Annotated in this window: 22 protein-coding genes and 1 tRNA gene; 13 read left to right on the top strand and 10 right to left on the bottom strand. The window is 62.4% G+C overall.

Annotated elements, in window-relative coordinates; all coding sequences use genetic code 11:
- Nucleotides 1-728, top strand: a 728-nt coding sequence (locus tag IEX24_RS17020; RefSeq protein WP_229715460.1) for a GAF and ANTAR domain-containing protein, incomplete at its 5' end; no start/stop codon positions are given.
- 295 nt (nucleotides 729-1,023) lie between these two features.
- On the opposite strand, the gene IEX24_RS17015 is transcribed toward IEX24_RS17020, so the two are convergent.
- The 8 genes from IEX24_RS17015 to IEX24_RS16980 all read right to left on the bottom strand — a co-directional run bounded on the left by IEX24_RS17015 (nucleotide 1,024) and on the right by IEX24_RS16980 (nucleotide 7,244).
- Nucleotides 1,024-1,413 carry a hypothetical protein gene (locus IEX24_RS17015; protein WP_188680409.1) on the bottom strand — a complete coding sequence of 130 codons (390 nt, stop codon included), beginning with the start codon at nucleotides 1,411-1,413 and terminating at the stop codon, nucleotides 1,024-1,026.
- 205 nt (nucleotides 1,414-1,618) lie between these two features.
- Nucleotides 1,619-2,404 (bottom strand): CPBP family intramembrane glutamic endopeptidase, encoded by a 786-nt coding sequence (locus tag IEX24_RS17010; RefSeq protein WP_203586039.1) that lies wholly within the window; start codon nucleotides 2,402-2,404, stop codon nucleotides 1,619-1,621.
- A gap of 456 nt (nucleotides 2,405-2,860) precedes the next feature.
- The gene (locus IEX24_RS17005; protein ID WP_188680406.1) at nucleotides 2,861-3,613 is read right to left on the bottom strand and encodes a maleylpyruvate isomerase family mycothiol-dependent enzyme; all 753 of its coding nucleotides are present in this window, start codon (nucleotides 3,611-3,613) and stop codon (nucleotides 2,861-2,863) included.
- A 3-nt stretch (nucleotides 3,614-3,616) separates the two neighbouring features.
- The gene (locus tag IEX24_RS17000; protein WP_188680404.1) at nucleotides 3,617-4,453 is read right to left on the bottom strand and encodes a fumarylacetoacetate hydrolase family protein; all 837 of its coding nucleotides are present in this window, start codon (nucleotides 4,451-4,453) and stop codon (nucleotides 3,617-3,619) included.
- Nucleotides 4,454-4,470: 17 nt separating this feature from the next.
- On the bottom strand, nucleotides 4,471-5,544 hold the full coding sequence (locus IEX24_RS16995) for a cupin domain-containing protein (protein ID WP_188680402.1): 1,074 nt from the start codon (nucleotides 5,542-5,544) through the stop codon (nucleotides 4,471-4,473).
- 110 nt (nucleotides 5,545-5,654) lie between these two features.
- Nucleotides 5,655-6,092, bottom strand: a complete 438-nt coding sequence (locus IEX24_RS16990; RefSeq protein ID WP_188680400.1) for a MarR family winged helix-turn-helix transcriptional regulator — start codon at nucleotides 6,090-6,092, stop codon at nucleotides 5,655-5,657.
- A 13-nt stretch (nucleotides 6,093-6,105) separates the two neighbouring features.
- On the bottom strand, nucleotides 6,106-6,420 hold the full coding sequence (locus tag IEX24_RS16985; RefSeq protein ID WP_188680398.1) for a hypothetical protein: 315 nt from the start codon (nucleotides 6,418-6,420) through the stop codon (nucleotides 6,106-6,108).
- Entirely contained in the window at nucleotides 6,417-7,244 is an 828-nt protein-coding gene (locus IEX24_RS16980) for a DODA-type extradiol aromatic ring-opening family dioxygenase (RefSeq protein WP_188680396.1), read from the bottom strand. The genes IEX24_RS16985 and IEX24_RS16980 overlap by 4 nt, the downstream gene beginning before the upstream one ends.
- 124 nt (nucleotides 7,245-7,368) lie before the next feature.
- Here IEX24_RS16980 and IEX24_RS16975 point away from each other — a divergent pair, with 124 nt between their 5' ends.
- The 3 genes from IEX24_RS16975 to IEX24_RS16965 are packed head-to-tail and all read left to right on the top strand — an operon-like array spanning nucleotide 7,369 to nucleotide 11,418.
- Nucleotides 7,369-8,166, top strand: coding sequence for an IclR family transcriptional regulator (locus IEX24_RS16975; protein WP_229715457.1), 798 nt, complete (start codon nucleotides 7,369-7,371; stop codon nucleotides 8,164-8,166).
- 46 nt (nucleotides 8,167-8,212) lie between these two features.
- The gene (locus IEX24_RS16970) at nucleotides 8,213-9,694 is read left to right on the top strand and encodes an aldehyde dehydrogenase family protein (protein WP_188680395.1); all 1,482 of its coding nucleotides are present in this window, start codon (nucleotides 8,213-8,215) and stop codon (nucleotides 9,692-9,694) included.
- A complete protein-coding gene (locus tag IEX24_RS16965) occupies nucleotides 9,691-11,418 on the top strand; it encodes a thiamine pyrophosphate-binding protein (RefSeq protein ID WP_188680393.1) in 1,728 nt (575 codons plus the stop codon). Before IEX24_RS16970 ends, IEX24_RS16965 begins: the two co-directional genes overlap by 4 nt.
- 9 nt (nucleotides 11,419-11,427) lie before the next feature.
- Here IEX24_RS16965 and IEX24_RS16960 read toward each other — a convergent pair whose 3' ends face one another.
- Entirely contained in the window at nucleotides 11,428-12,219 is a 792-nt protein-coding gene (locus IEX24_RS16960; RefSeq protein ID WP_188680391.1) for an IclR family transcriptional regulator, read from the bottom strand.
- A gap of 17 nt (nucleotides 12,220-12,236) precedes the next feature.
- On the opposite strand from IEX24_RS16960, the gene IEX24_RS16955 reads away from it, so the two are divergent.
- The 9 genes from IEX24_RS16955 (at nucleotide 12,237) to IEX24_RS16915 (ending at nucleotide 20,791) form a co-directional block, all read left to right on the top strand.
- Nucleotides 12,237-13,466, top strand: a complete 1,230-nt coding sequence (locus IEX24_RS16955) for an FAD-dependent oxidoreductase (RefSeq protein ID WP_188680389.1) — start codon at nucleotides 12,237-12,239, stop codon at nucleotides 13,464-13,466.
- A gap of 139 nt (nucleotides 13,467-13,605) precedes the next feature.
- A complete protein-coding gene (locus IEX24_RS16950; RefSeq protein ID WP_188680387.1) occupies nucleotides 13,606-14,307 on the top strand; it encodes a class II aldolase/adducin family protein in 702 nt (233 codons plus the stop codon).
- Between the two features lie 7 nt (nucleotides 14,308-14,314).
- On the top strand, nucleotides 14,315-15,085 hold the full coding sequence (locus IEX24_RS16945) for an SDR family NAD(P)-dependent oxidoreductase (protein ID WP_188680385.1): 771 nt from the start codon (nucleotides 14,315-14,317) through the stop codon (nucleotides 15,083-15,085).
- A 49-nt stretch (nucleotides 15,086-15,134) separates the two neighbouring features.
- Entirely contained in the window at nucleotides 15,135-16,184 is a 1,050-nt protein-coding gene (locus tag IEX24_RS16940; RefSeq protein WP_188680383.1) for a sugar ABC transporter substrate-binding protein, read from the top strand.
- Nucleotides 16,185-16,191: 7 nt separating this feature from the next.
- Nucleotides 16,192-17,724 carry a sugar ABC transporter ATP-binding protein gene (locus IEX24_RS16935; RefSeq protein ID WP_188680381.1) on the top strand — a complete coding sequence of 511 codons (1,533 nt, stop codon included), beginning with the start codon at nucleotides 16,192-16,194 and terminating at the stop codon, nucleotides 17,722-17,724.
- Entirely contained in the window at nucleotides 17,714-18,772 is a 1,059-nt protein-coding gene (locus tag IEX24_RS16930) for an ABC transporter permease (protein ID WP_188680379.1), read from the top strand. Before IEX24_RS16935 ends, IEX24_RS16930 begins: the two co-directional genes overlap by 11 nt.
- A gap of 52 nt (nucleotides 18,773-18,824) precedes the next feature.
- The gene (locus IEX24_RS16925) at nucleotides 18,825-19,598 is read left to right on the top strand and encodes an SDR family NAD(P)-dependent oxidoreductase (protein ID WP_188680377.1); all 774 of its coding nucleotides are present in this window, start codon (nucleotides 18,825-18,827) and stop codon (nucleotides 19,596-19,598) included.
- A gap of 24 nt (nucleotides 19,599-19,622) precedes the next feature.
- Nucleotides 19,623-20,402 carry an SDR family NAD(P)-dependent oxidoreductase gene (locus tag IEX24_RS16920; RefSeq protein ID WP_188680375.1) on the top strand — a complete coding sequence of 260 codons (780 nt, stop codon included), beginning with the start codon at nucleotides 19,623-19,625 and terminating at the stop codon, nucleotides 20,400-20,402.
- A 23-nt stretch (nucleotides 20,403-20,425) separates the two neighbouring features.
- Nucleotides 20,426-20,791, top strand: a complete 366-nt coding sequence (locus IEX24_RS16915) for a putative quinol monooxygenase (protein ID WP_188680373.1) — start codon at nucleotides 20,426-20,428, stop codon at nucleotides 20,789-20,791.
- A gap of 247 nt (nucleotides 20,792-21,038) precedes the next feature.
- Here the strand turns inward: IEX24_RS16915 and IEX24_RS16910 are convergent.
- A tRNA-Ser gene (locus tag IEX24_RS16910) sits at nucleotides 21,039-21,123 on the bottom strand.
- Between the last annotated feature and the right edge of the window lie 28 nt (nucleotides 21,124-21,151).

Genomic DNA, 21,151 nt, shown 5'->3' with positions numbered 1-21,151 from the left:
GAACGCGCATGACACGAGAAACCCGCCTCGCCGAAGTTTTCATTACCCTCGCCGATACCCTTACCGACGATTTCGACGCCACCGATCTTCTGCACTACCTCGCGGACGCATGCGTGGAACTTTTGAATGTGGACGCGGCCGGGATCATGCTCACCGATCTCCGCGGCGGCCTCAGACTGGCAGCTTCGTCCTCGGAGAGGATCCGAAACCTGGAACTGTTCGAACTGCAAATCGACGAAGGCCCGTGTCTGGACTGCTTCCGCAGCGGTCAACCCGTCACAAACGCGACGATCACGGAAGCAGAAGACCGTTGGCCACGCTTCGTCGGCGTCGCCGCTGAAGCAGGAGTGCGATCCACTCACGCGCTTCCCCTCCGGCTCCGCGGCGACGTGGTCGGGGCCATGAACCTGGTCTCGAACGACACCACCCTGATGACCGACGCTGATGTGGCATTGGGTCAAGCACTCGCGGACATGGCAACGATCAGTCTTCTGCAGGACCGGAGCAGCATCGCCAAAACCGATCTCGCTGAACAGCTGCAAACCGCGCTGAACAACCGGGTACTAATCGAACAGGCCAAAGGGATGCTCGCCGGTCAAGCGAACATCACCCCCGACGAAGCGTTCGACCGGATCCGCAACCACGCCCGCTCCAACAACAACAAACTCCTCACCGACGCCCAAAACGTCATCAACGGAACCCTCGACCTCAGCAGTCAGCCAGCCTGAACACAGAGCTTTCTGCGGTTCGAGGTGATTGCCGATCTGCATGGGCAGTAATTGGCTTTTCGAACCCTCGATTGAGCTCCCGGCTATTGGCCGCCGCACTTGACGCCGTCCGTGCTGGCGGGGACATTGTTAAAGTCACCCTTTACGGCAACCGTGAGCTAGCGATCCTGGCCTAGCCGCTGCTCAACGGTCCGGAATACGCCACTGTGGAACGCAGCACCTGTAGAAGCGGTCAGGGTAAATCTTTCAGACGCCTGGGTACCCCGCACCCGCGGGAGCAGGCAACGGCCCGCAGCTAATTTGTGGTTACATTCTCTTTGAGTGTGGTGTTGAGCCATACTCCGAGGTAGTGGGGTGAGTCGGGGTTGGTGTCGATGCGGGCGGGTACGTTGATGGCGCGGTTGCGTAAGCCGTTCCAGAACACTGCTGGGCGCAGCCTTGCGGCAATCTTTGGTGGGAGTGGTCCGATCTTCGCCCGGTAACTACTGAATCGGAGGCTGACTATCGTTGTTGTGTCGCCGCCCAACTTATCTCGGTAGATCCGGGCATAGGGCTCACCGCCAAACGAGGAGACCGCGTCGATGATTGCGAGGACGTGCCCGTGGTCATGGGTGGTCGGCACGAAAACCGGCCCGGAGTTCTGAAAATATTTTGACCTGGCCGTTTTACGCTGTTTCCGTGACATAGTGCCCCCGATGAACTGTCCTAAACAAAGCGTGAATGGGTGCCCGGGCTGCGAACCCCGGCACCTTTGCAACCACATTCTATTCACTCGGGTGGGCCCGAAGAATCAGTTTGAGCACACACTCAACCGCCGGAGACTGAGTCCGTCAATTCGCGTTCACTGCCACCGAGGTTTCGCCGTTTGCAGGCCTCTCCCGCTTGCTTGTTCAGCGGGCTATGCCTGCGGTAGCGAGCCCGGTGAGTAGGGCGAAGGTGAATCCGGCCCAGTCGTTGAGGATGTGTGCGCCGGTTGAAACGAGGATGTTCTTCGTGCGGATGAACGCGAGGGTGAGCACGAGACGAGCGACCCCGATCCCGACGACGGCTTGGAGTACGTTCCAGTCGTAGGTGGGGAGGTGAGCGGCGCCGAACCAGACGGCGGTGATCAGCCAGGCGAGGATGATCGCGGTCTTCCGGCTCAGATGGGCTTTGGCGTAAAGCCAGTACATCACGGCGAGGAACGGCAGGATGGTGAAGAGCTCCTCACCGAAGAGTTGCACACCCGTGCCGAGATAGAAGCTGAACAGTTCGCCGGGGCTGAGCTGGGCAAGCCCCTGGGTAGCCGCGTTGTCGGCGGCGCCGGTAAGAGCGCGGATGATCCCGCCTACGATGAGCGCCACAACGGTGTTGAGCACGGCGAAGAACACCATGTTCAGCACGTCCCAGCCGGTGAGTTTGTGAAAAATGCTTCTCCAGAAACCACCGGTGAGCAGGGCGAAGACGACAAGCATGATCACGGGGAACAAGATGCGAGGGATCAGCGCGACGTAATTATTCGGTTGCGGAATACTGATCAACACGATGAACGCGATCGCGCACGAAACGATGATGACGATCCACTTCCACGTCGACACCTCAACAGGTTCACGGTTGTAGAACGGGAAGTCACGACCATCCCGGCGCTCAAGCTGACGACCGAAACGATCTTTCACATCCAAATGATCGGCACTCACGCCCTGCTCCGTCCTTCGCCGCACACCGTAGCGTTTCTCACAGCATGCCGGATACCCCCCACACGACGCGGCGGGGACGCGCCGATCTAAGCGGAGATCGTCCGCAGAAGGACAGGCTGGTGAGATCTTTCCGGTTCTCTGCCCTGACCCAGTGCTCCGCCCACCCCGACTCCGTCATCGCCCGGAACACTACCGCCGGCGGCAGATACTCCGCAGCGGTCAATCGCACTCCCCCACCAGCCACCGTCTGGAGCATCCACTCCACAGTGTGCAAACCTCGCCACCTCCGCAGCGTCCACAAAGATTGGGTCGCCAGCCCGGCCCTACCGCACCATCTGCCGAACTCATCGACCGAGTCAGGGAGCATCCGCACCATCATCGCGGTCAATGCTTGTACGGGGTACTAGAGGGAGCGAGTCCGACAGCGCATTCACGTGCCGCGAACGTTAGGCGGCCTCAGAGCCATCGAGGTGGTGACGGCACGAGCGATCCGTCTGCCGCCTCGACTCCTGTCGCGCCGCGCCCGGTGGCCCATTGCGCGAGCCCGGTGGCAGGGCCGCGTAGCACTACGGCGTCTGGCGGCGCAATCGTGTCGCGCAGGGACTGCGGGCGGTCGAGTGGTTCGAGTACGTAGTACGGAAGGCTCTCGGCCTCTCGTCGTCGAGCCCACGCACTCGTCACATCGGTGAGCAGCGCATCGACGAACGGTGCCGGGAAGTCAAGAAAATTTGCCCCGTTGCCCAGGTCGACCGCGTGAATCCAGACCTCGCGAGAGCGTATCCACACCGTCTCGGAAGCAGGAACGATACGGCCCTGCGCGGTGCGGATCGTCGCCGACCAGGCTTCTTCCGGTAGGTCACGCCATTCGACATTGAGATGGATGGCGGCGTGATCCGAAAGGTTGCGCAACGCCTGCGTCGGCAGGGTCGCGGCGAACTCGATGTCGTCTTTGCGCTGCGTGGGGGAACTATACATCGGATGCTCGATGCCGCTCGCCGCCCATTCGGTGAGGTGGGTAAGCGCACGGGCATTGAGCCCCACGTGAGCGATCAGCTCCCGTCGGCTCCAGCCCGCCAAGCGCGACGGCTCGTTGAACTCTTCGTCGCTCAGCTCGTTGAGTTTGCGCGAATAATATGCCTGACCGCGGCGTGCGATGAGCAGTCGCGCGGCCAGGTCGGGGTCGGTGACGTTGTCGGTGCGGCCGGGCAACGGTCAGCCCTCGACGACAATACGACTGGTGATGGTGCCGATCCCCTCGATGGCGGTCGTGAGGGTCGACCCGTCGCTGAGGTAGCGGGGGGGTTTGCGAGCGTGTCCAACGCCGCCCGGGGTGCCTGAAGCGATCACGTCGCCGGGGTTCAGCGTCACGATCTTGGAGATGTACGACACAAGTGCCGCGGGGCCGAAGACCAGATCATCCGTCGTCGTCGACTGCATCTTCTCGCCGTCGACGACCGTCGAGAGCTCGGTGCCGAGCATGTACTCGTCGGGAGTGACGAGCCAGGGGCCGAATGGGCTCGAGTTCTCGAACGTCTTGCCCTGAAACCATTCGGGCGTGCGGTACTGGTAGTCGCGCATGGTGACGTCGTTGATCACGGAGTACCCGGCGATCGCTGCAGCTGCTTCAGATTCTTCGAGGCGACGCGCGGGTGAGCCGATGATGATCGCGAGCTCGGCCTCCCAGTCGAGCGCCTCGACGGCGTAGGCGGGCAGCACGATCGGGTCGAACGGCCCGATCAGCGCCTCGGGGTATTTCGCGAACAGAGTCGGAAATTCGGGCAGCTCGCGGCCCATCTCGAGAATGTGGTTCTTGTAGTTGAGCCCCACGCAGATGATCTTCGATGGCCAGGGCACGACAGGCGCCCACTGGTCGTCGTCAATGTCGGCGAGTGGATGCTCGGCACCCGCGGCGCGGGCTGAAATGTTTTTCCAGGCGGGGTCGGCGAGCAGCGAGCCGACGTCGGCGAAGCCGCCGATTTCGACCGCGGTTGTGTCATCGACGCGCACTGCCACGGTCGAGTCGGGAGTGCGGAGGGTTGCGAGTCTCATAAATGCTTTCGAGTTGGTCAGGTCGAGGGAACGAATGTGCGGGAAAAGTTGAGGCGGTCCATGATCGGTCCGTCGTTGAAACGGAAGAGATCGAACTGGGTATCGGCATGCAACGACCATGGCACCCAGGACGGAACGACGAAGAGGTCTCCTGTTTCGAGTTTCGTCTCCTCGCCGCCGAGCACAACGGTGCCGGAGCCCTCAAACACCTGCCAGACTGACGATCCGACCTCCTGGCGTGCGGGCGTTGAGATACCGGAGCGCAGGCGGTGGAATTCGCACCGGATGGTCGACATGACGTCGCCGCCCGTTGTCGGATTCGTGTAACGAAGGGCCGCATGACCCTGCTCGAGGGTGGCGGGAAAGCCTTCGTCTTCAAGCTTCAACTGCTCGCTGAGGGCCCGGTCGGTGAACTCCCAGCGGTAGGCCGAGAGCGGCGAGCTCACCTTATCTTCGAGTGCGGACATGGGGCGGAGTCCGGGATAGGCCCATAGGCGCTCAGCGCGCGAGAACTCCGGACTCGCCTCGTCTGTCACTCGCTCGGCACCGAATTCGAAGAACCCGACGTCCATCTGGCTCGAAAAGGGAATATCGAGGCCGTCGATCCAGGCCATCGGGTTCTCAGTGTCGTTGTGGTGGCCATGAAAGTTCCAGCCAGGCGTGAGAAGCAAGTCGCCGCGGCTCATCCGCACCGGGTCGCCGTTCACGACTGTCCAGACGCCTTCGCCCTCGACCACGAAGCGAAAAGCGTTCTGCGAGTGCCGATGTTCAGGCGCCGTCTCGTAACCGCCGAGGTACTGGATTGCGGCCCAGAGCGTAGGCGTCGCGTATCCTGTGCCCGGAAGCCCCGGGTTGGTGAGCCCGACGGCCCGGCGTTCGCCGCCGCGGCCGACGGGTACGAGGTCGCCAGAGCGCTGTGCGATGTCGAACAGCGTCTTCCAGCGCCAGACGAACGGAATCGCCTTCGGCGCCGGGGTCATCGGCATCAGGTCGTCGCGCTGCGTCCACAGGGGGGCCATATCGTTTGCCGCGAAGTCGCGGTAGAGCTGTTCCAGTTCGGGGGTGTCGGCGGTGCCATCCATCTGCTGCATTGCAGTGCCCCTTTCAGAGCATTCGACCGTCTGAGCTAATTTGCTCAGTACCCCAACCATTATGCATCGCAATATTCGAGATGACTAGCCCGTTGTCGGGGCTCGGCGTGTCAGGGCTCGATGATGCGCGTCAGTAGTTCGCGCAGCCGACCGATCTCCTGCGGCGCCAAGGCATTCGTAAGAGTCTCGTTCATGGTCACGACCCTCGGCGTGAGCTCGTCGAGAGCCGCTTGACCGTCGGCCGTCAGTTCGAGCACGTTGCGCCGCCGATCGGTCGCATCGCGAACTCGCTCGATCAAGCCGCGCCGCTCCAATCGAGCGGCGACATCGGCGACGGTAGATCGGTCGAGGTCGAGCTCATCGCAGAGCATGCGCTGCGATGCCCCGGGGGTGCGCCGAAGGATGCTCAGCAGCCCGAACTGCACACTCGAGATCTCGTCTGACACGTACTTCTGCCACGCCGCGACATGTGCTTGCTGGGCCCTGCGCAACAGATACCCGGTGTAGGTGGCAAGGTCGCCGGACTGTTCTTGGGGAGCCGGCGGCATGGTGCGAGTCTATCTAATCGGCTTGCGTTCCCAGTTCGTCAGTGAGGTGCCGGTTGGGCACGGCTCGGGTAGCGACGGCGCGCATCCGTTCGCTGTAGAGCGGCACATCGAGTCCGAACAGATTCCATCGAGGGAGGTATGAGAGCAGAAAGTCGTTGCAGCCGAGAAGAGACAGTTCGCCTACTTCCCCCGCGAGCAGGAGAGCGCGCTCTTGCGCACTCAGGTCGAAGAGATCGAGCGCCGCTTCGGGCGTTCGAATCGCGAGATCGCGCACCTCGCTGTTCATGAGACAGCTGCGGCAGAACTTCGCCACCTGATATGTGCTCACGTTAGTCTCCAAAAACCGTATCCGTGACCGAACTGGTCGTGAATGTCGAGGGAGGAGGGCACACCGCCGCCGATCGTGCCGAGCATGGCAATCCAGTTGAGCAGCTCCCCGCCGACATTGCCGGCCGCAGCCATCTGCGCTCGGCTGGCATGGGCGACCAGTGACTCATAGTCGCCTGCCTCGAGAAAGGCCGCCACCCTCTCGACCCATTCGGGCGCAGGCACCCCGAAGATCTTCTGCGGTTCGATGTAGTGGCCGCCCACGTCGAGCGAGAAGCTTCCGCTGCCCAAGACGACCACCCGCACGTCTTCCGGCCAGCTCGCAATCGATTCGCCGACTGTTCTACCGAGCTTCAACGCGCGGCGCGCAGTGGGAATCGGGGGAATGTGACTATTGACGAAGATCGGCACGATAGCGAGATCTGCGGCCGGCCGGATGAACTGCAGCGGAACCAGCCACGAGTGGTCGAGCGTGAATTCCTGGCTTTGAGACACATCGAAATCGGCGAGTGCGGTGTCGATGCGAATGCTTTCGGCGAGGTCGCGATGAACAGGCAATTCGACGTGCTTCAGGCCCGGCGTGCCGTCGTTGGGCCCGCTGGTTCGGGTCGCCACCCCCACGCCGATGGCGGGGTAGTTGTCGAGAAAAAAAGTATTGAGGTGATCGGTCGAGAACATCACTACGACATCAGGTTCGACGGCGTCGAGTTGTTCCGCAATGCGGGCGTATGCGGCGGCAGTCTCGTCGTCGGGGTCGCCGACCTTCACGTTGGCGGCGAAGGCCGGAGTATGCGGTACGCCGATTCCGGCGACGATCGTGGCCATCTCTCTCACCTTCTCAGCAACTGCGCTCTCTCGACTATCTTTATAGCAGAAACGCATTCTGTTTTCATGGTTGTGATGCATTCCCAATTTCTCAGCAAGAAGGACTTTGCCGTATATTTCTGCTGTGCAGAATATTTCTTCGAACCCCGACGACGCCACGGCCACAGCGGCTCCGCAGTACCCCATCGAGTCGGTCGACAATGCGCTGAAGCTCCTCCTGCTGCTCGGCGAGCAGCAGGAGATTCGTCTTACCGACGCCAGCAACTATCTCGCCGTGGCGTCGTCTACTGCGCATCGGGTGTTGGCAATGCTGCAATACCGCGGTTTCGTACGTCAGGATGCGCAGACCAAAGCTTACGGACCCGGCCCGGCGCTCACCGGGGTCGCCTTCTCGGTGATCGGCCGAATGAATATAAATCAGCTTGGTCGCCCATTTCTGCAGGAGCTCAACGACGTTCTCGATGAGACCATTCATCTCGGAATGCTTGAAGGCGCAAATGTGCGCTTCATGGATGGCATCGAAAGTCGCAAGGCGGTTCGGGTGGCTTCGCGACTGGGCAAATCGCTGCCCGCGCACGTCACGTCGATCGGTAAGGCCATGCTGGCCGAGCTCGATTCGGCTGAACTCCGACGCCTGTACCCCAACGACGTTCTGCCGCGTGTGACAGACAAGTCGATCACCGATTTCAGTCGGCTCGAGAAGCAGCTCGCGCTGACGAGGAGTTCGGGGTACGCCACGAATCGAGAAGAGAGCGAGGAGGGTGTCGCCTCTGTGTCGGTTGCTGTGCCGACGAGCGTTCCCGGCCTGAGGCTCGCGCTCAGCGTTTCGGCGCCAGTGAACCGTCTTCCGGCGAAGGCGGCGAAAGAAGCCGCCTCGATCTTGATTCCCGTGGCCAAGCGGTTCGGTGAGGCCCTCGGTTGAACATGTCTTCTTGACGGGTGTGAGGCGGTCGCCTAAAGTCTGCAGAATGGACTTCTGGAGAACAGACAATGACGTCGATGCGCGCCACATCGTCGATAGGCCGTGGAAAGTACTCGCCGGCGGCGAGCCCTTCGACACGGCAGCGACCTACGAGATCGAAAACCCGAGCACGGGAGGAGGGCTCGCCGATGCGCCCGACGCCAGCGCCGAAGAGGTCGATCGGTTGGTGCGCCTCGCAGCGACAGCTCAGCCGGCATGGGGGGCGCTGACTCCCCGAGAGCGGGCCGGTAAAGTGCGTCAGTTCGCGGCACTGATGATCGAACATCGCGAAGAACTCGCAACGCTTGATTCGCTCGACATGGGTGCGCCGTTACGTTCGACGCGGCTCGATGTCGACGGCGCAGTGGAGCTGATGAACATCTTCGCCGACTACGCGCTCGAGCTCGGTGGGCGCACGATTCCCGTCAGCAAGAATCTGCACTACACAACGAGCGAGCCCTACGGAGTGATCGCTCGAATCGGAGCATTCAATCACCCGTTGTTCTTCGCTGCATCCAAGGCGGCCGCACCGCTGATTGCCGGTAACGCAGTCATTCTGAAGGCCCCTGACCAGGCGCCGCTATCAACACTCCGCCTCGCCGAGCTGGCCGCCGAGGTGCTCCCGCCAGATGTGCTCATCGCCATCTCTGGCAGAGGAATGGTGAGCGGTCGAGCCATCGTTGCCCATCCGCTCATCCGGCGCATTGGATTCATCGGTTCGGCCGCGACCGGGCGCAGCATTCAGAAAGATGCCGCCGACGCCGGCGTCAAGCACGTCACCCTCGAACTCGGCGGCAAAAACGCTCAGATAGTGCTTCCGGATGCCGATCTGGCCGCAGCCGCAGCCGGGGTCGTGGCGGGCATGAACTTCACCATGTCGGCGGGGCAGAGCTGTGGTTCGACGAGCCGCCTGCTGTTGCACGAGTCGATCGCCGACGAGGTGCAATCCCGCGTCGCCGCCATTCTCGACGGCATCCGTGTCGGCGACCCGATGAATGAGAGCAACGATATGGGCAGTCTGATCTCCAAAGCCCAATACGACAAGTCTCTGCACTACATCGACGTCGGTGTGAAGGAAGGCGGCTCGATCCTTTCTGGAGGCGGCCGGCCGAGCACCGTAGGCTCCAAAGGCTGGTTCGTGTCTCCCACACTCATCACGCAGGTCGCCCCCGAAAGCACCCTCGCACAGGAGGAGGTGTTCGGCCCGGTGCTCGCGGCCATGACATTCGGCACGGTGAGCGAAGCGGTCGAAATCGCGAATTCCGTCGAGTACGGCCTCACCGCGTCGGTGTGGACCTCCGATCTGACGTCGGCGCATCAGATAGCCCGAGATTTGAAGGTCGGGCATGTGCTCATCAACAGCCCAAGCAGGCATTTCTGGGGCCTTCCGTTCGGTGGAACGAAGTCATCGGGCTTCGGTCGCGAAGAGTGTCTCGAAGAGCTCCTCTCGTACGCCGAAACCAAGACGACGACGGTGGTTCTACCGTGAGCGCGAATGGGCCTGAGTGGGGCAGCGATGTCGTCGCCGACTTCTTGCGTCAAGCCGATGTGCGCTATGTCGCATTGAATCCCGGCGCAAGTTATCGCGGCCTGCACGACAGTCTGGTCAACTACCTCGGTGCCGAAGACCCGGCCATTCTGATGTGCCTGCACGAAGAGCATGCCGTTGCGCTCGCCCACGGCTACGCCAAGGTCACCGGGTTTCCGATGGCGGTAGCTTTGCACAGCAACGTCGGGCTGATGCACGCGAGCATGGCGATCTACAACGCGTGGGCCGACCGTGCACCTGTCTTCATGATCGGCGCGAACGGGCCGCTGGATGCCTCTCGTCGGCGCCCATGGATAGATTGGATCCATTCGTCGGCTGACCAGGCGGCGCTCGTGCGTAATTATGTGAAGTGGGACGACCAGCCGGTTTCGGTCGAGGCGACGCTCGAATCGTTGGTGCGGGCCTGGGACATCGTGCGTACTCCTCCCATGGCGCCGACTTACGTCGTGCTTGACACGACGATGCAGGAGTCGAAGCTCGAGCAGGCCGTGCTGGTTCCAGAGCTCACAGGCATGCCGGTCGTCGCCCTTCCTGTCGCTCCGGCCGATGTCGTCCAGCTGGTCGCCGACGCGCTGCTGTCGGCAAAATCGCCTGTGCTGCTTATGGGCCGCATGAGCAAGAGCCCCGAAGAATGGAAGCGCAGGGTGATGCTCGCAGAAGCCGTCGGCGCACGCGTCATCACCGATCTGAAGGCCGGCGCCTCGTTTCCCATGGTGCATCCCGCCCACGTTGCGGGCCCCTCGTTCTTCTTGTCGGGCGAAGGTGCGCATATTCTGCGAGGCGCCGACGTCGTGGTGGCTTTCGACTGGATCGATCTCGGCGGCACCCTCGCGCAGGCCCCCGCCGAGGGGCAGCGCATGGTCGTGAACATCAGCCAAGACGCCCAACTGCATAACGGCTGGAGTAAAGACCACTTTCGGCGCATCCCCGCAGATCTCACTCTGCCGATCGCGCCCGACACGGGTGTCGCCCAACTCGTCGCAGTGCTTCCTGAGGGCAGCACCGTCGAGATCGAAGCTCCGGATGCCGGGCCCGCACCCGTGGGCGCCTCAGGCGAGATCACCTTGCCGCTACTCGCCTGGACCTTGCGAGACGTTATGCGCGAAGAGCGGGTGACTCTGGCGCGTCTGCCGCTGGGCTGGGACGGCGACTTCTGGCCGTTCGCGCATCCGCTCGACAGCCTCGGCTACGACGGCGGGGGCGGCATCGGATCGGGCCCGGGCATGCTTGTGGGGGCTGCGCTCGCGCTGCGGGAATCCGACCGGATTGCGGTCGGCGTGCTCGGCGACGGCGACTATCTGATGGGCGTGCAAGCACTCTGGACCGCTGCTCGCTACTCGATACCCCTGATCGCGATCGTCTCGAACAATCGCTCATACTTCAACGACGAAGTGCACCAGCAGAAGGTAGCAGAGATTCGCGGCCGCGACGTCTCCCGCAAGTGGGTCGGGCAACGCATCGATGATCCGGCTCCCGATCTCGCAGCACTCGCGCGAGCCCAGGGGCTTGAGGGGTTAGGCCCGATCACGCGGCCATCGGAGCTGAGAGCGGCGCTCACGGAGGCGCTGCGTCTCTACCGCGCAGGTCGCGCGGTCGTGATCGATGTCGTGGTCGAGACCGGTTACAGCCCAGCAATGGCAGCCGGCCTGGCACGCGACGCCTGACGATTCGCACTATTCGCTAGAGAGCGATCCTGCCAGGTCATCCTCGACGTGCTCGGCGATCGTACGCATGAACTGCTCTGCTCCGCCCGTCACTATCCGCTCGAATCGCGAACTCGGCGCCGAGAGCGAAAGAGCGGCAACTCCGCGACCAGACGGATTGTGCACGGCGACACCGATCGCGCTTACACCCGTCTCGATCGCTTCGCGATTGAATGCGCAGCCACGCCGACGTACGGCTGCGAGTTCGGCGATGAAGGCGTCGAACTCTGCGTCGCTCATGCGCTGGTCGTGCGGTGCCAGCTCACCCAGATACATGCGCTCGAGCGTCTTGCGAGGCAGTTCGGCGAGCAAGGCCTTACCGCCAGAAGCTTTTCGCGCCTCGACGACCGCGCCCTGCCGGTCGCCGACCCGCAACGGATGCGGGCTCTCGACCGTCGACAGGAATCGTGCGCTAGTGCCGACTCTGATGATCAGATTGGCCGACTCGCCGTAGCGCCGCACGGCCTCTTCGAGATGTGGCTGAACGATGAGCACGAGCCGCCTGGTTCCGGTGTCTTCGATCGCCGGCTCAGCGAGAGCCGGCCCGGGAAAGTACAGGTGCGACTCGTCTTGTACCGCGAAACCGCGGTAGACCAGCATCGAGAGCAGCCTGTTCGCGGTCGAGGGCGCGATCTTCAGTGCGTCGGCGGCGTCTTTATTGCGCAGCCCCCCGGTGTCGCGCAAAAGCTGAACGAGTCGAAGCACATTGTCTACCGACGACAGCACGTACGACGGTCGCTTCTGAAGAAGGTCTTTCCGCATAGCAGAATTCTATAGCCATGGCTCTGGTCGTCGGCGAGCCTGAAGGTGTGAACGAAGACAGTGGAGTCGCAAGTCAAGAAATCCTGATAGTCGGTGGTGGTATCGGCGGCGTCGCAGCCGCGCTCGCTCTGTGCAGGCAAGGCCGAAAGGTCACCGTGCTGGAGCGTGCACCCGAGTTCAAAGAGGTAGGTGCCGGGCTTCAGATGGCACCGAATGCCACCCGCATTCTCAGGTCGTGGGGTGTGCTCGATCAGGTGCTCGAAATGGGCGTGCAGCCCAAGCGCCTCATTTTTCGCGATGCAGTGACGGGTGAGCAGCTGACCGACGCAGATCTCCGCGGCGAATTCGCGGAGCGTTACGGTGCGCCCTACGTCGTGCTGCACCGCAGCGATCTGCATGCGATCCTCGTCGAAGCGGCGCGCAAGGCCGGCGCAGACCTGCGCACGAATGCCGACGTCGTCGACGTCGAGACTCGCGACGATGTCGCTCGAGTCAGAACGTCAGATGGGACTGTCTATCGCGCCGACGTCGTTCTCGGCATCGACGGTCTGACATCGTCGCTTCGACGAAAAGTCTCCGGTGACGAGGTCGTCGCGTCTGGCTATGTGGCGTATCGCGGAGCCATTCCAATGGACGAAGCGCTCGATGTCGACGATCGAGAGAACGTCGTCGTCTACCTCGGACCGGAATGCCATATGGTGCAATACCCCTTGCGCGCGGGCACGATGTTCAACACGGTGGCTGTCTTCAAGTCTCCCTCTTTCTCTCGCGGTGAATTCGTGCCGGCCGACCAGCAAGAACTGCAGAACGCCTATTCGGATTGCATACCGCAGGTGCAGCGCGCACTCCTCAACCTGTGGAAGACCGTCAGCTGGCCGATGTATGACCGCGAACCGATCGACAACTGGGTCGACGGGCGCATGCTCTTGATGGGCGACGCGGCGCATCCCATGCTGCAGTACCTTGCGCAGGGGGCCTGTCAGGCGATCGAAGACGCTGACGCGTTCGATCGGATCAGTGCTTCTGTCACCGACCCGCACGAGTGGAATGCAGCCCTGGCCGAGTTCAATTCCACCAGAGCCGATCGTACCGCCCGAGTGCAGCGCACCGCCCGCACTTGGGGCGAGGCGTGGCACGTGAACACCCCGCTTCCGAAACTCTTGCGCAACCTACTCTTCAAGTCGCGAAAAGACGAAGACACCCGGTATACCGACTGGCTGTACGGTGCAGACTCGATTTCGACATGATCTCTGCTGAACAGATAATACTTCTTGACAGCAGGATTCGGCTTCGTTAGTTTTGCAGAGAAAGGTTCTGCACAAAAGAGCGTTTCGGCAATACCGTCGGAGCTACAGATTGTGCTGGAACCTCGTGAAAGGACATCCAATGGCGGACGATCCGCGTGAACTAGTCGGCACAGCATCACGAATACTCGCGAGTGCCGGGCACAAAGACCTCGTCTGGGGCCATGCATCTGCGCGCGATTCCGCTAATCGCGGTGCATGGCTCAAGGCAGCCACATGGGGGCTCGACGAAATCACTCCCGATCGAGTTCATCTCGTGGGTTGGGACGGCACCCTGCTCGAAGGCGGCGGACAACGTCATCACGAGTATCCGATCCACACCGAAATTATGGCGAAGCGGCCAGACGTCGGTGGCATCGTGCACGTGCACAGCCCTTATTCGGTCGCGCTCGCAGCTTCCGGGGTGGACCTTCTACCCGTCAGCCATGCGGCGAACTATTTCGCGCCGATGGGCGTACCGCGCTTCACTGACACGACCGATCTCATCCTGACAAAAGAACTCGGCGAAGCGGTCGCCACGCAGCTTGGTGGCGCACGGGCGATCTTCCTCGTGAACCACGGGATCGTGACAGTCGGAGCGGATCTGCGCGAAGCTACCATCGCCGCGATCCTGCTCGAGATGGCGTGCCAGCAGCAGCTGATTACGAGCGGATTTCACTCCTGGCCGACGTGGACCAACGACGTCGAGTCTCTCGTCAAACGCGATCACATCTATCCTCCCGCCGCTGTCAGAAGTGTGTGGAACTACCTCGAGCGCGGTCTTGGCGCGCAAACGAAAGGCTGATGAGAACATGGCTAAACATAACTCCGAAGGAAAAGTCGCCGTCGTGACCGGAGCCGCTCAGGGCATCGGACGCGCCTACGCACTTCGCCTCGCCGAAGAAGGCTTTGCGATCGCTCTCGCCGACATCGCCGAGAGCTCGGAGACAGCCCGTCAGATTAGTGCCGCTGGCGGCGCGGCGGAGTCGTTCCGGGTCGACGTCAGCGATGAGTCGAGCGTGTCGCAGCTCAGAGGTGACGTGCTTGCCACGCTGGGGCGATGCGATGTTCTCGTCAACAATGCGGGCGTCTACCCGTTTCAGCTCTGGGACGAGATCGAGTACGCAGACTGGCGACAACTGATCTCGGTCAATCTCGATTCGATGTTCCTGATGGCGAAGGCGTTCACACCCGGGATGCGCGAACGCAGATGGGGCCGGGTAATCAACCAGGCATCCGATGTCTTCGGCATCGTCATCAAGGGGGTTGCGCACTATACGGCGTCGAAGGGTGGTGTCATCGGCTTCACTCGCGCACTGGCGACCGAGCTGGGCGACCAGGGCGTCACCGTCAACGCGATCGCCCCCGGCTTGACGCGCACGCCAGGCACTATGTCTCGCCAGCCCGACCCGCACTCTGTCGAAGACCCAGAGGAGATGGTCGCGTTCGCGCAGGGCCAAGCCATCCCCCGGGTCGAACAACCCGAAGACCTCGCAGGTGTTCTCGCCTTCCTCGCATCCGAAGACGCGAGTTTCGTGACCGGACAGACGATCTGGGTGGACGGAGGCCTCGTTCGCGTGTAACCGACCTCCCTGACGGTCATTCTCCCAATCAAAGACGATAGGAAATCTCATGAAAAACACAGCCCGCGGCGCCGTTCTGATCACCGCTCTGGCGCTCGCCGCCGCCTCACTCGCCGGATGCAGCACCGACACGGCATCGACATCCTCGTCGTCGTCGGGATCGGCCGCTCCCTCGCTCACGTATGACGGCGTCGAAGCGGGCCTACCCACGACGTATGGCGCGCCCACCGGTCTTCCCGCGAATTTCACTGTGGGGTACCAGAACATTTACTCGGCCATCCCTTCGCTCCAGGCCGGGGAGGCAGCGTCTAAGGCAGAAGTCGAGAAGATGGGCGGAACGTTCATCTCCAAAGACGACCAGCTCGACGTGACAACTCAGGTCAACAACTGCAATACCTTCATCGCCCAGCATGTCAACGCCATCCTGATCTACCCGCTCGACCCGTCATCACTCACTCCCTGCTTCACCGAAGCGGCTGCGGCGGGCATCATTGTGATTCCACAGAACGCTCCTGTGGCTGCAGACCAGTCGCTGATCGCCGGACTGCCGACCGATATCATCCAGGGCTTCGACTACGACGCATTCCTCCGCGCGCAAGCGGTCGCCAAAGCCGACCCGGGCAGCTCGTACGCGGTCATCGGACTGGCAGCACCCGTTGCCGGTCTGACCTATTTCGCGAAGCAGCAGCAATACTGGGCGAACAAGTTCGGTCTGACGTTTCTCGGTGAGATCGACGCCCAAACCGACAATGCAGCGGGTGCTGCGACAGCGACAACCTCGTTGCTCGCAAAGTTCCCCACGGTGAAGACCATCTTCGCCTACAACGACAACACTGGTCTCGCCGCGGCCTCGACGGTGCGCGGCTCGGGCCAGACGGGCATCAGGATCGTGGCCAGTGACGGCCAGCCCGATGCCATCGCCGGCGTCAAGAGCGGCCTGCTCTGGGGTGTCACCGAGGTCGACTTCACCACCATCGGCACGAACCAGGCCGATGCCGCGATGACGCTCATCGCGAACCCGAAAGCGACCCTTCCGAAGTTCGTCACGACGCCGGCCAAGTTCATTACGACGGACAATGTCGGCTCGGCCGGCTTCTGAACCGACGATGACCGACACAGTGACGCCTCCTCCGCTGCTTCAGATGGAGGGGATCGAGAAGAGTTACGGCGGAGTGCGCGCGCTCCGGGATGGTCGGCTGATCATCCAGCAGCCTGGCACAGTTCACGGACTCATCGGCGAGAACGGTTCGGGCAAATCGACCATCCTGGGCATCCTGTCGGGGCAGATCCGCCCCGACGGAGGCGCGCTTCTCGTCGAGGGGCGTCCGGTGAGCTTCTCGTCACCTGTCGACGCGCTCCGTACCGGCATCGCGATGGTCTCGCAGGAGACTGCGCTCGCACCGCTGCTCTCGGTGACCGAGAATATCCTGCTGGGCAGGCGGCTTGTGCGCGGACGTACGGGCATCGACTGGAGGCGCTCGCATCAGCGGGCCAAATTGGTGCTTGACCGCCTCGGGCTGACCTACGACCCGAGAGCTCCCATCGGGAGCCTCCGGCCCGACCAGCGACAGATGGTCGAGATCGCCCGAGCTCTGTCTCTGGACTCGAGGGTTCTGATTCTCGATGAACCGACGAGTTCGCTCAGTGAAGACGAGGTCGCTTCGATCTTCCAGGTCATTCGCAACCTCAGTTCGGCCGGCGTCTCGACGATTCTCGTGACACACCGCCTCAGCGAGCTCTTCGAGATCTGCGACGAGATCACTGTGCTGCGCGATGGGCGCACAGTCGCCTCCGGCGCGGCCGCCTCCTTCAACCCCGAATCGCTCGTCTCGGCGATGGTGGGCGACACGGCTGCACAGAAGCGGGTGAAGAGGGAGCGGATTGCGATCCCTGCCGCGGCGCGCGATTCGGCCCCGGTGCTAACCGCTCTGAACGTGTCGTCGGAGCCCGACTTGCACAATGTCGAACTCTCGCTCCGCCCCGGCGAGATCGTTGGACTCGCCGGGCTCGTGGGTGCGGGTCGGAGTGACCTCCTCGAAGCCATTTTCGGGGCTCGCCCGCGAACGGGCGACGTGCTCATCGAGAACGTCACCTTGGCGCCCGGCCGCCCCTCCGCCGCGATCAGACGCGGAATCGGCTACGTTCCGCCCGACCGCAAGACGCAGGGCGTGGTGCTCGGCATGAGTGTGGTGGACAACGCGATGATGGTCGCCAGCAGCGACCGATTCCGCCTCCGACCGCCGGGAACACGGCGCGATGTGCAGGCTGTGAGCGCCATAGGCTCGTCCATCAGCATCCGCACCCACGATCTCGGCGTCGCGGTCAGCACCCTGAGCGGCGGCAATCAGCAGAAGGTCGCCCTCAGCAAGTGGCTCATCGACCCGCCTCGAGTGCTTCTTCTCGACGAGCCGACGCGCGGCGTCGACGTCGCAGCGAAGGCTGAGATCCACCAGATTCTTGTCGATCTCGCCGACCGGGGCGTCGCCCTGCTCGTCAGTTCGTCAGAGAACGACGAACTGCTGAACATCTGCGACCGGATCGTGGTCATGCTCCGCGGCCGCGTCGTCGCCACCGTTGCCAGAGTCGATGCCGACGAGGCCAAACTCTCGCGCCTATCAGGAGGACACCTTGACGACTGAACATTTCTCCCAGCCCTCGATCTGGGCACGTACGTGGAAGGGATCCCGCCCATTCCGGCCCGTCTTCGTGGTGCTCGTGGTGGTCTTCGTGGTTCTCGCGATCGCACAGCCGGTCTTCGCATCGGCACAGAATCTGCAGAACCTTCTCACCTCGATCTCGGTGCTCTGGATCGTCGCGATGGGCATGACACTCGTGCTGATCACGGCTGGCGCCGATCTCTCGGTCGCTCCCATCGGCGCGCTGGCGGGCATCCTGTTGGCGAAGCTGTTGCAGGCCGGCATCCCTGCCTGGCTCGCGATCATCATCAGCCTCGTCGGCGGGGCGGCGCTGGGCGGCCTCGTGAACGGCACCTTGATCGGGCGATTCAATGTCTCGTTCTTCGTCGTGACGCTGGGCACACTCACCGCATTCACGGGTATCGTCAACCTCTGGTCGAACACCGAGTCGATCCCCGTGAATGAGCCGGTCATCCTCAACCTCGCAGTGACTCGGTTCCTCGGCCTCTCCGGGCCGGTCTGGATCATGATCATCATCTTCGTCGTGACCCTGTTCATTCAGCAGCGCACCTTTTTCGGTCGCGACGTTTACGCCGTCGGCGGCAGCATCAGCGCAGCACGACTCTCCGGCATCAGGGTGCCGCGCACCATCATCCTGGTCTACGCGTTCTCCGGACTATGCGCAGCGATCGCCGGAATAGTCGCAATCTCCCGCATCGGTGTCGCCTCACCCCAGGTCGATGCGAACCTGCCGCTACAGGCGATCGCAGCGGTGCTGCTCGGTGGAACTGCACTCAGTGGTGGCACCGGGGGAGTCGTCGGCACCGCTTTTGGTGTGCTTTTCATTGGCGTGCTCTCGAACGGACTCAGCATCGCGGGCGTGCCCAGTTTCTGGCAGCAGATCGTAACCGGCGTCATTCTCGTCGTCGCCGTGCTCGCCGATCGAATCGGGCTGCGGCGCAGAACGAAAAGCACGACGGAAACGAGTGGGACGCAACCGCCAGAATCGATTACCGCGCCAGAAGAGCTTGCAGCAAAGACATCACACTGAAGCCAGGCACGGCAACCGCTCGTGCCATCACGACAGACAAGGAATGAAGCACATGCAAGGACTACAAGACAAGATCATCATCGTCGCGGGTGGAGCGACCGGCATCGGTGCCGCCGTCGCCGACCGACTGTCGCGGGAGGGCGCGAAGGTCGTGATCGGTGACGTGAACATCGAGAAGGCCGAGGCAACCGCGGCGCGTCTTTCCGGCGCCGGCGGTAACGTCACTGCCACCGGCTTCGACATCACCGACGACGATTCGGTGGCCGAACTCATCGAGAGCGTTGTGCGACAGCACGGCCGCCTCGACGGTCTGCACGCGAACGCGGCCGACCTCTCAGCCCGCACCTTCGGCCGCGACGACAACGCCACGAACACACCTGACGACGTCTGGGATCGCACTCTGGATGTCGCCCTGAAGGGCCACTTCTACCTCGTGCGGCATGCAGTTCCTGCGATGCTGGCGAACGGCGGAGGTGCGATCGTGCACACCTCCTCGACGGCCGCGTTCATGGGGGAGCCTACGAAGGTCGCGTACGGCGTTGCAAAGGCCGGCGTGACCGCGCTCATGCGCCATACTTCGGCTCGCTGGGGTAAAGACGGCATTCGATCGAATGCGGTCGCCCCCGGTCTCACTCGCACAGAGGTCGTGTTGGCCGAAGCGTCGGAGCGACCGGAGTGGCATGAGAAGGTACGCAACACGATCCACTCGGATCGGCTCGGCCTGCCCGAAGACATCGCGTCAGCGGTCTCTTTTCTGCTCTCCGAAGACGCTTCGTGGATCACCGGGCAGGTTTACAGCGTCGATGGCGGCCAGCTGCTCCGCTAACGCAAACTCTATAAGGAGCACATCATGGATCTCGGACTCGACGGCAAGGTCGTGCTCGTGACCGGCGCCGCCCGCGGAATCGGGTTGGCTATCGTCACAGCATTCGCGGCAGAGGGGGCACAGGTCGTCGCCGCAGACCTGAACGAACCAGAGATACCGGTCGTTGCAGCACGGCCACCGGTCTTCACGGCCGTCGATTTCACCGTGCCGCAACAGATCGAGTCGTGGGTGGCCGATGCGGCGGCGCAATTCGGCGCAATCGACGTGCTGGTCAACAATGTTGGGCTCGCACCGTATCGGGATGGCTTTCTGAACGTCACCGACGCCCAGTGGAAGGCCCTGCTCGAGGTCAACCTGTTCGCGATGATCCGAACCAGTCGCGCGGTCATCCCACACATGGTCAAAGGCGGCGGCGGAGCTCTCGTCAACCTCGCCAGCGACGCGGGTCGACAGCCCGATCCGTTCTTCGTCGATTACGCCGTTACGAAATCGGCCGTGTTGAGCCTGTCAAAGTCGCTGTCAATCGAGTTCGGACCCAAGGGCATCCGTTCGAACTGCATCTCGCCCGGACCGACTGCGACGCCGGCGATGGACGATTTTCTGGTCAGCATGTCGAAAGAACTCGGCAAGACGTTCGACGAGACGAAAACGCATTTCGCGCGGGATATGCGGCAGCTGCCGCTCGGTCGCATGAATGAACCTGAAGACGTAGCAGCCGCTGCCGTGTTTCTCGCCTCCGCCCCCGCCCGCCAGATCACCGGAGCCGCCTACCCGGTCGACGCCGGCTCGCACCGCTACGTCTAGAACTACACGAAGAGGAGAAACACATGCCCCACCTGGCGAAATTCGTCTATCTCACGCTGCGCCCGGAACGGAAAGACGACTTCATGGCTTTAATCGAAGCGAATCGACTTCACACCCAGAACGAACCGGGCACCCTCGAATGGACGCTCTTGAGCGTCGTCGGCGAGCCCGACAGCATCGCAATGTACGAAATCTACGACGGGCAGTCGGGTTCAGATAACCACGACGAATCACCTGCACTTGCGGCGGTTCTCGCCGCGCTGGCCGACAGTGTTACAAGCGAGCCCGTGATCATGAACCTAGTCGTCGACCGGTATCAAACCGACACCTGGCCGCTAGAGAGCGAGGCCAATCGACAGTCAGACTCCGAAATCGGCACCCTGGAATAGCACAGTTCGCGAAGAAACCAGCTTGATGCGTCTCGATCTTCATCAGCCAGCAGTTGAGTGACTCCCTAAACCGTGACCCTGAACAAGCCGCTCGGACCGACGGACGAGTAGCGTCCGCCGATGATCAATTATACGTCGAGAGCCCGTTTTGCTGACTGTTGGTCAAGGTGAGCGGATTGCCTTTCAGATGTGGGCAGAATGTGGGCACGGGGCAGCACAAATTTGGCTCTGACCAGGGATTTTAGTGCGGAGGGCGTGAGATTCGAACTCACGAGACGTTTCCGCCCACCAGTTTTCAAGACTGGCTCCATCGGCCACTCGGACAGCCCTCCATGCCCGCCGCGATGAACGCGAACAGAC

It is taken from the genome of Subtercola lobariae (assembly GCF_014640255.1).
Lineage (GTDB): Bacteria > Actinomycetota > Actinomycetes > Actinomycetales > Microbacteriaceae > Subtercola > Subtercola lobariae.
This window is presented reverse-complemented; position numbering and strand designations above follow the sequence as displayed.

What these genes read in the sequence shown, in the direction of transcription:
- IEX24_RS16995 (WP_188680402.1), bottom strand. Translation starts at nt 5,544, where the DNA reads ATGCAGCAGATGGATGGCACCGCCGACACCCCCGAACTGGAACAGCTC.
- IEX24_RS17015 (WP_188680409.1), bottom strand. Translation starts at nt 1,413, where the DNA reads ATGTCACGGAAACAGCGTAAAACGGCCAGGTCAAAATATTTTCAGAAC.
- IEX24_RS16990 (WP_188680400.1), bottom strand. Translation starts at nt 6,092, where the DNA reads ATGCCGCCGGCTCCCCAAGAACAGTCCGGCGACCTTGCCACCTACACC.
- IEX24_RS16955 (WP_188680389.1), top strand. Translation starts at nt 12,237, where the DNA reads ATGGCTCTGGTCGTCGGCGAGCCTGAAGGTGTGAACGAAGACAGTGGA.
- IEX24_RS16970 (WP_188680395.1), top strand. Translation starts at nt 8,213, where the DNA reads ATGGACTTCTGGAGAACAGACAATGACGTCGATGCGCGCCACATCGTC.
- IEX24_RS16925 (WP_188680377.1), top strand. Translation starts at nt 18,825, where the DNA reads ATGCAAGGACTACAAGACAAGATCATCATCGTCGCGGGTGGAGCGACC.
- IEX24_RS16940 (WP_188680383.1), top strand. Translation starts at nt 15,135, where the DNA reads ATGAAAAACACAGCCCGCGGCGCCGTTCTGATCACCGCTCTGGCGCTC.
- IEX24_RS16950 (WP_188680387.1), top strand. Translation starts at nt 13,606, where the DNA reads ATGGCGGACGATCCGCGTGAACTAGTCGGCACAGCATCACGAATACTC.
- IEX24_RS16945 (WP_188680385.1), top strand. Translation starts at nt 14,315, where the DNA reads ATGGCTAAACATAACTCCGAAGGAAAAGTCGCCGTCGTGACCGGAGCC.
- IEX24_RS17000 (WP_188680404.1), bottom strand. Translation starts at nt 4,453, where the DNA reads ATGAGACTCGCAACCCTCCGCACTCCCGACTCGACCGTGGCAGTGCGC.
- IEX24_RS16935 (WP_188680381.1), top strand. Translation starts at nt 16,192, where the DNA reads ATGACCGACACAGTGACGCCTCCTCCGCTGCTTCAGATGGAGGGGATC.
- IEX24_RS16980 (WP_188680396.1), bottom strand. Translation starts at nt 7,244, where the DNA reads ATGGCCACGATCGTCGCCGGAATCGGCGTACCGCATACTCCGGCCTTC.
- IEX24_RS16915 (WP_188680373.1), top strand. Translation starts at nt 20,426, where the DNA reads ATGCCCCACCTGGCGAAATTCGTCTATCTCACGCTGCGCCCGGAACGG.
- IEX24_RS16960 (WP_188680391.1), bottom strand. Translation starts at nt 12,219, where the DNA reads ATGCGGAAAGACCTTCTTCAGAAGCGACCGTCGTACGTGCTGTCGTCG.
- IEX24_RS16920 (WP_188680375.1), top strand. Translation starts at nt 19,623, where the DNA reads ATGGATCTCGGACTCGACGGCAAGGTCGTGCTCGTGACCGGCGCCGCC.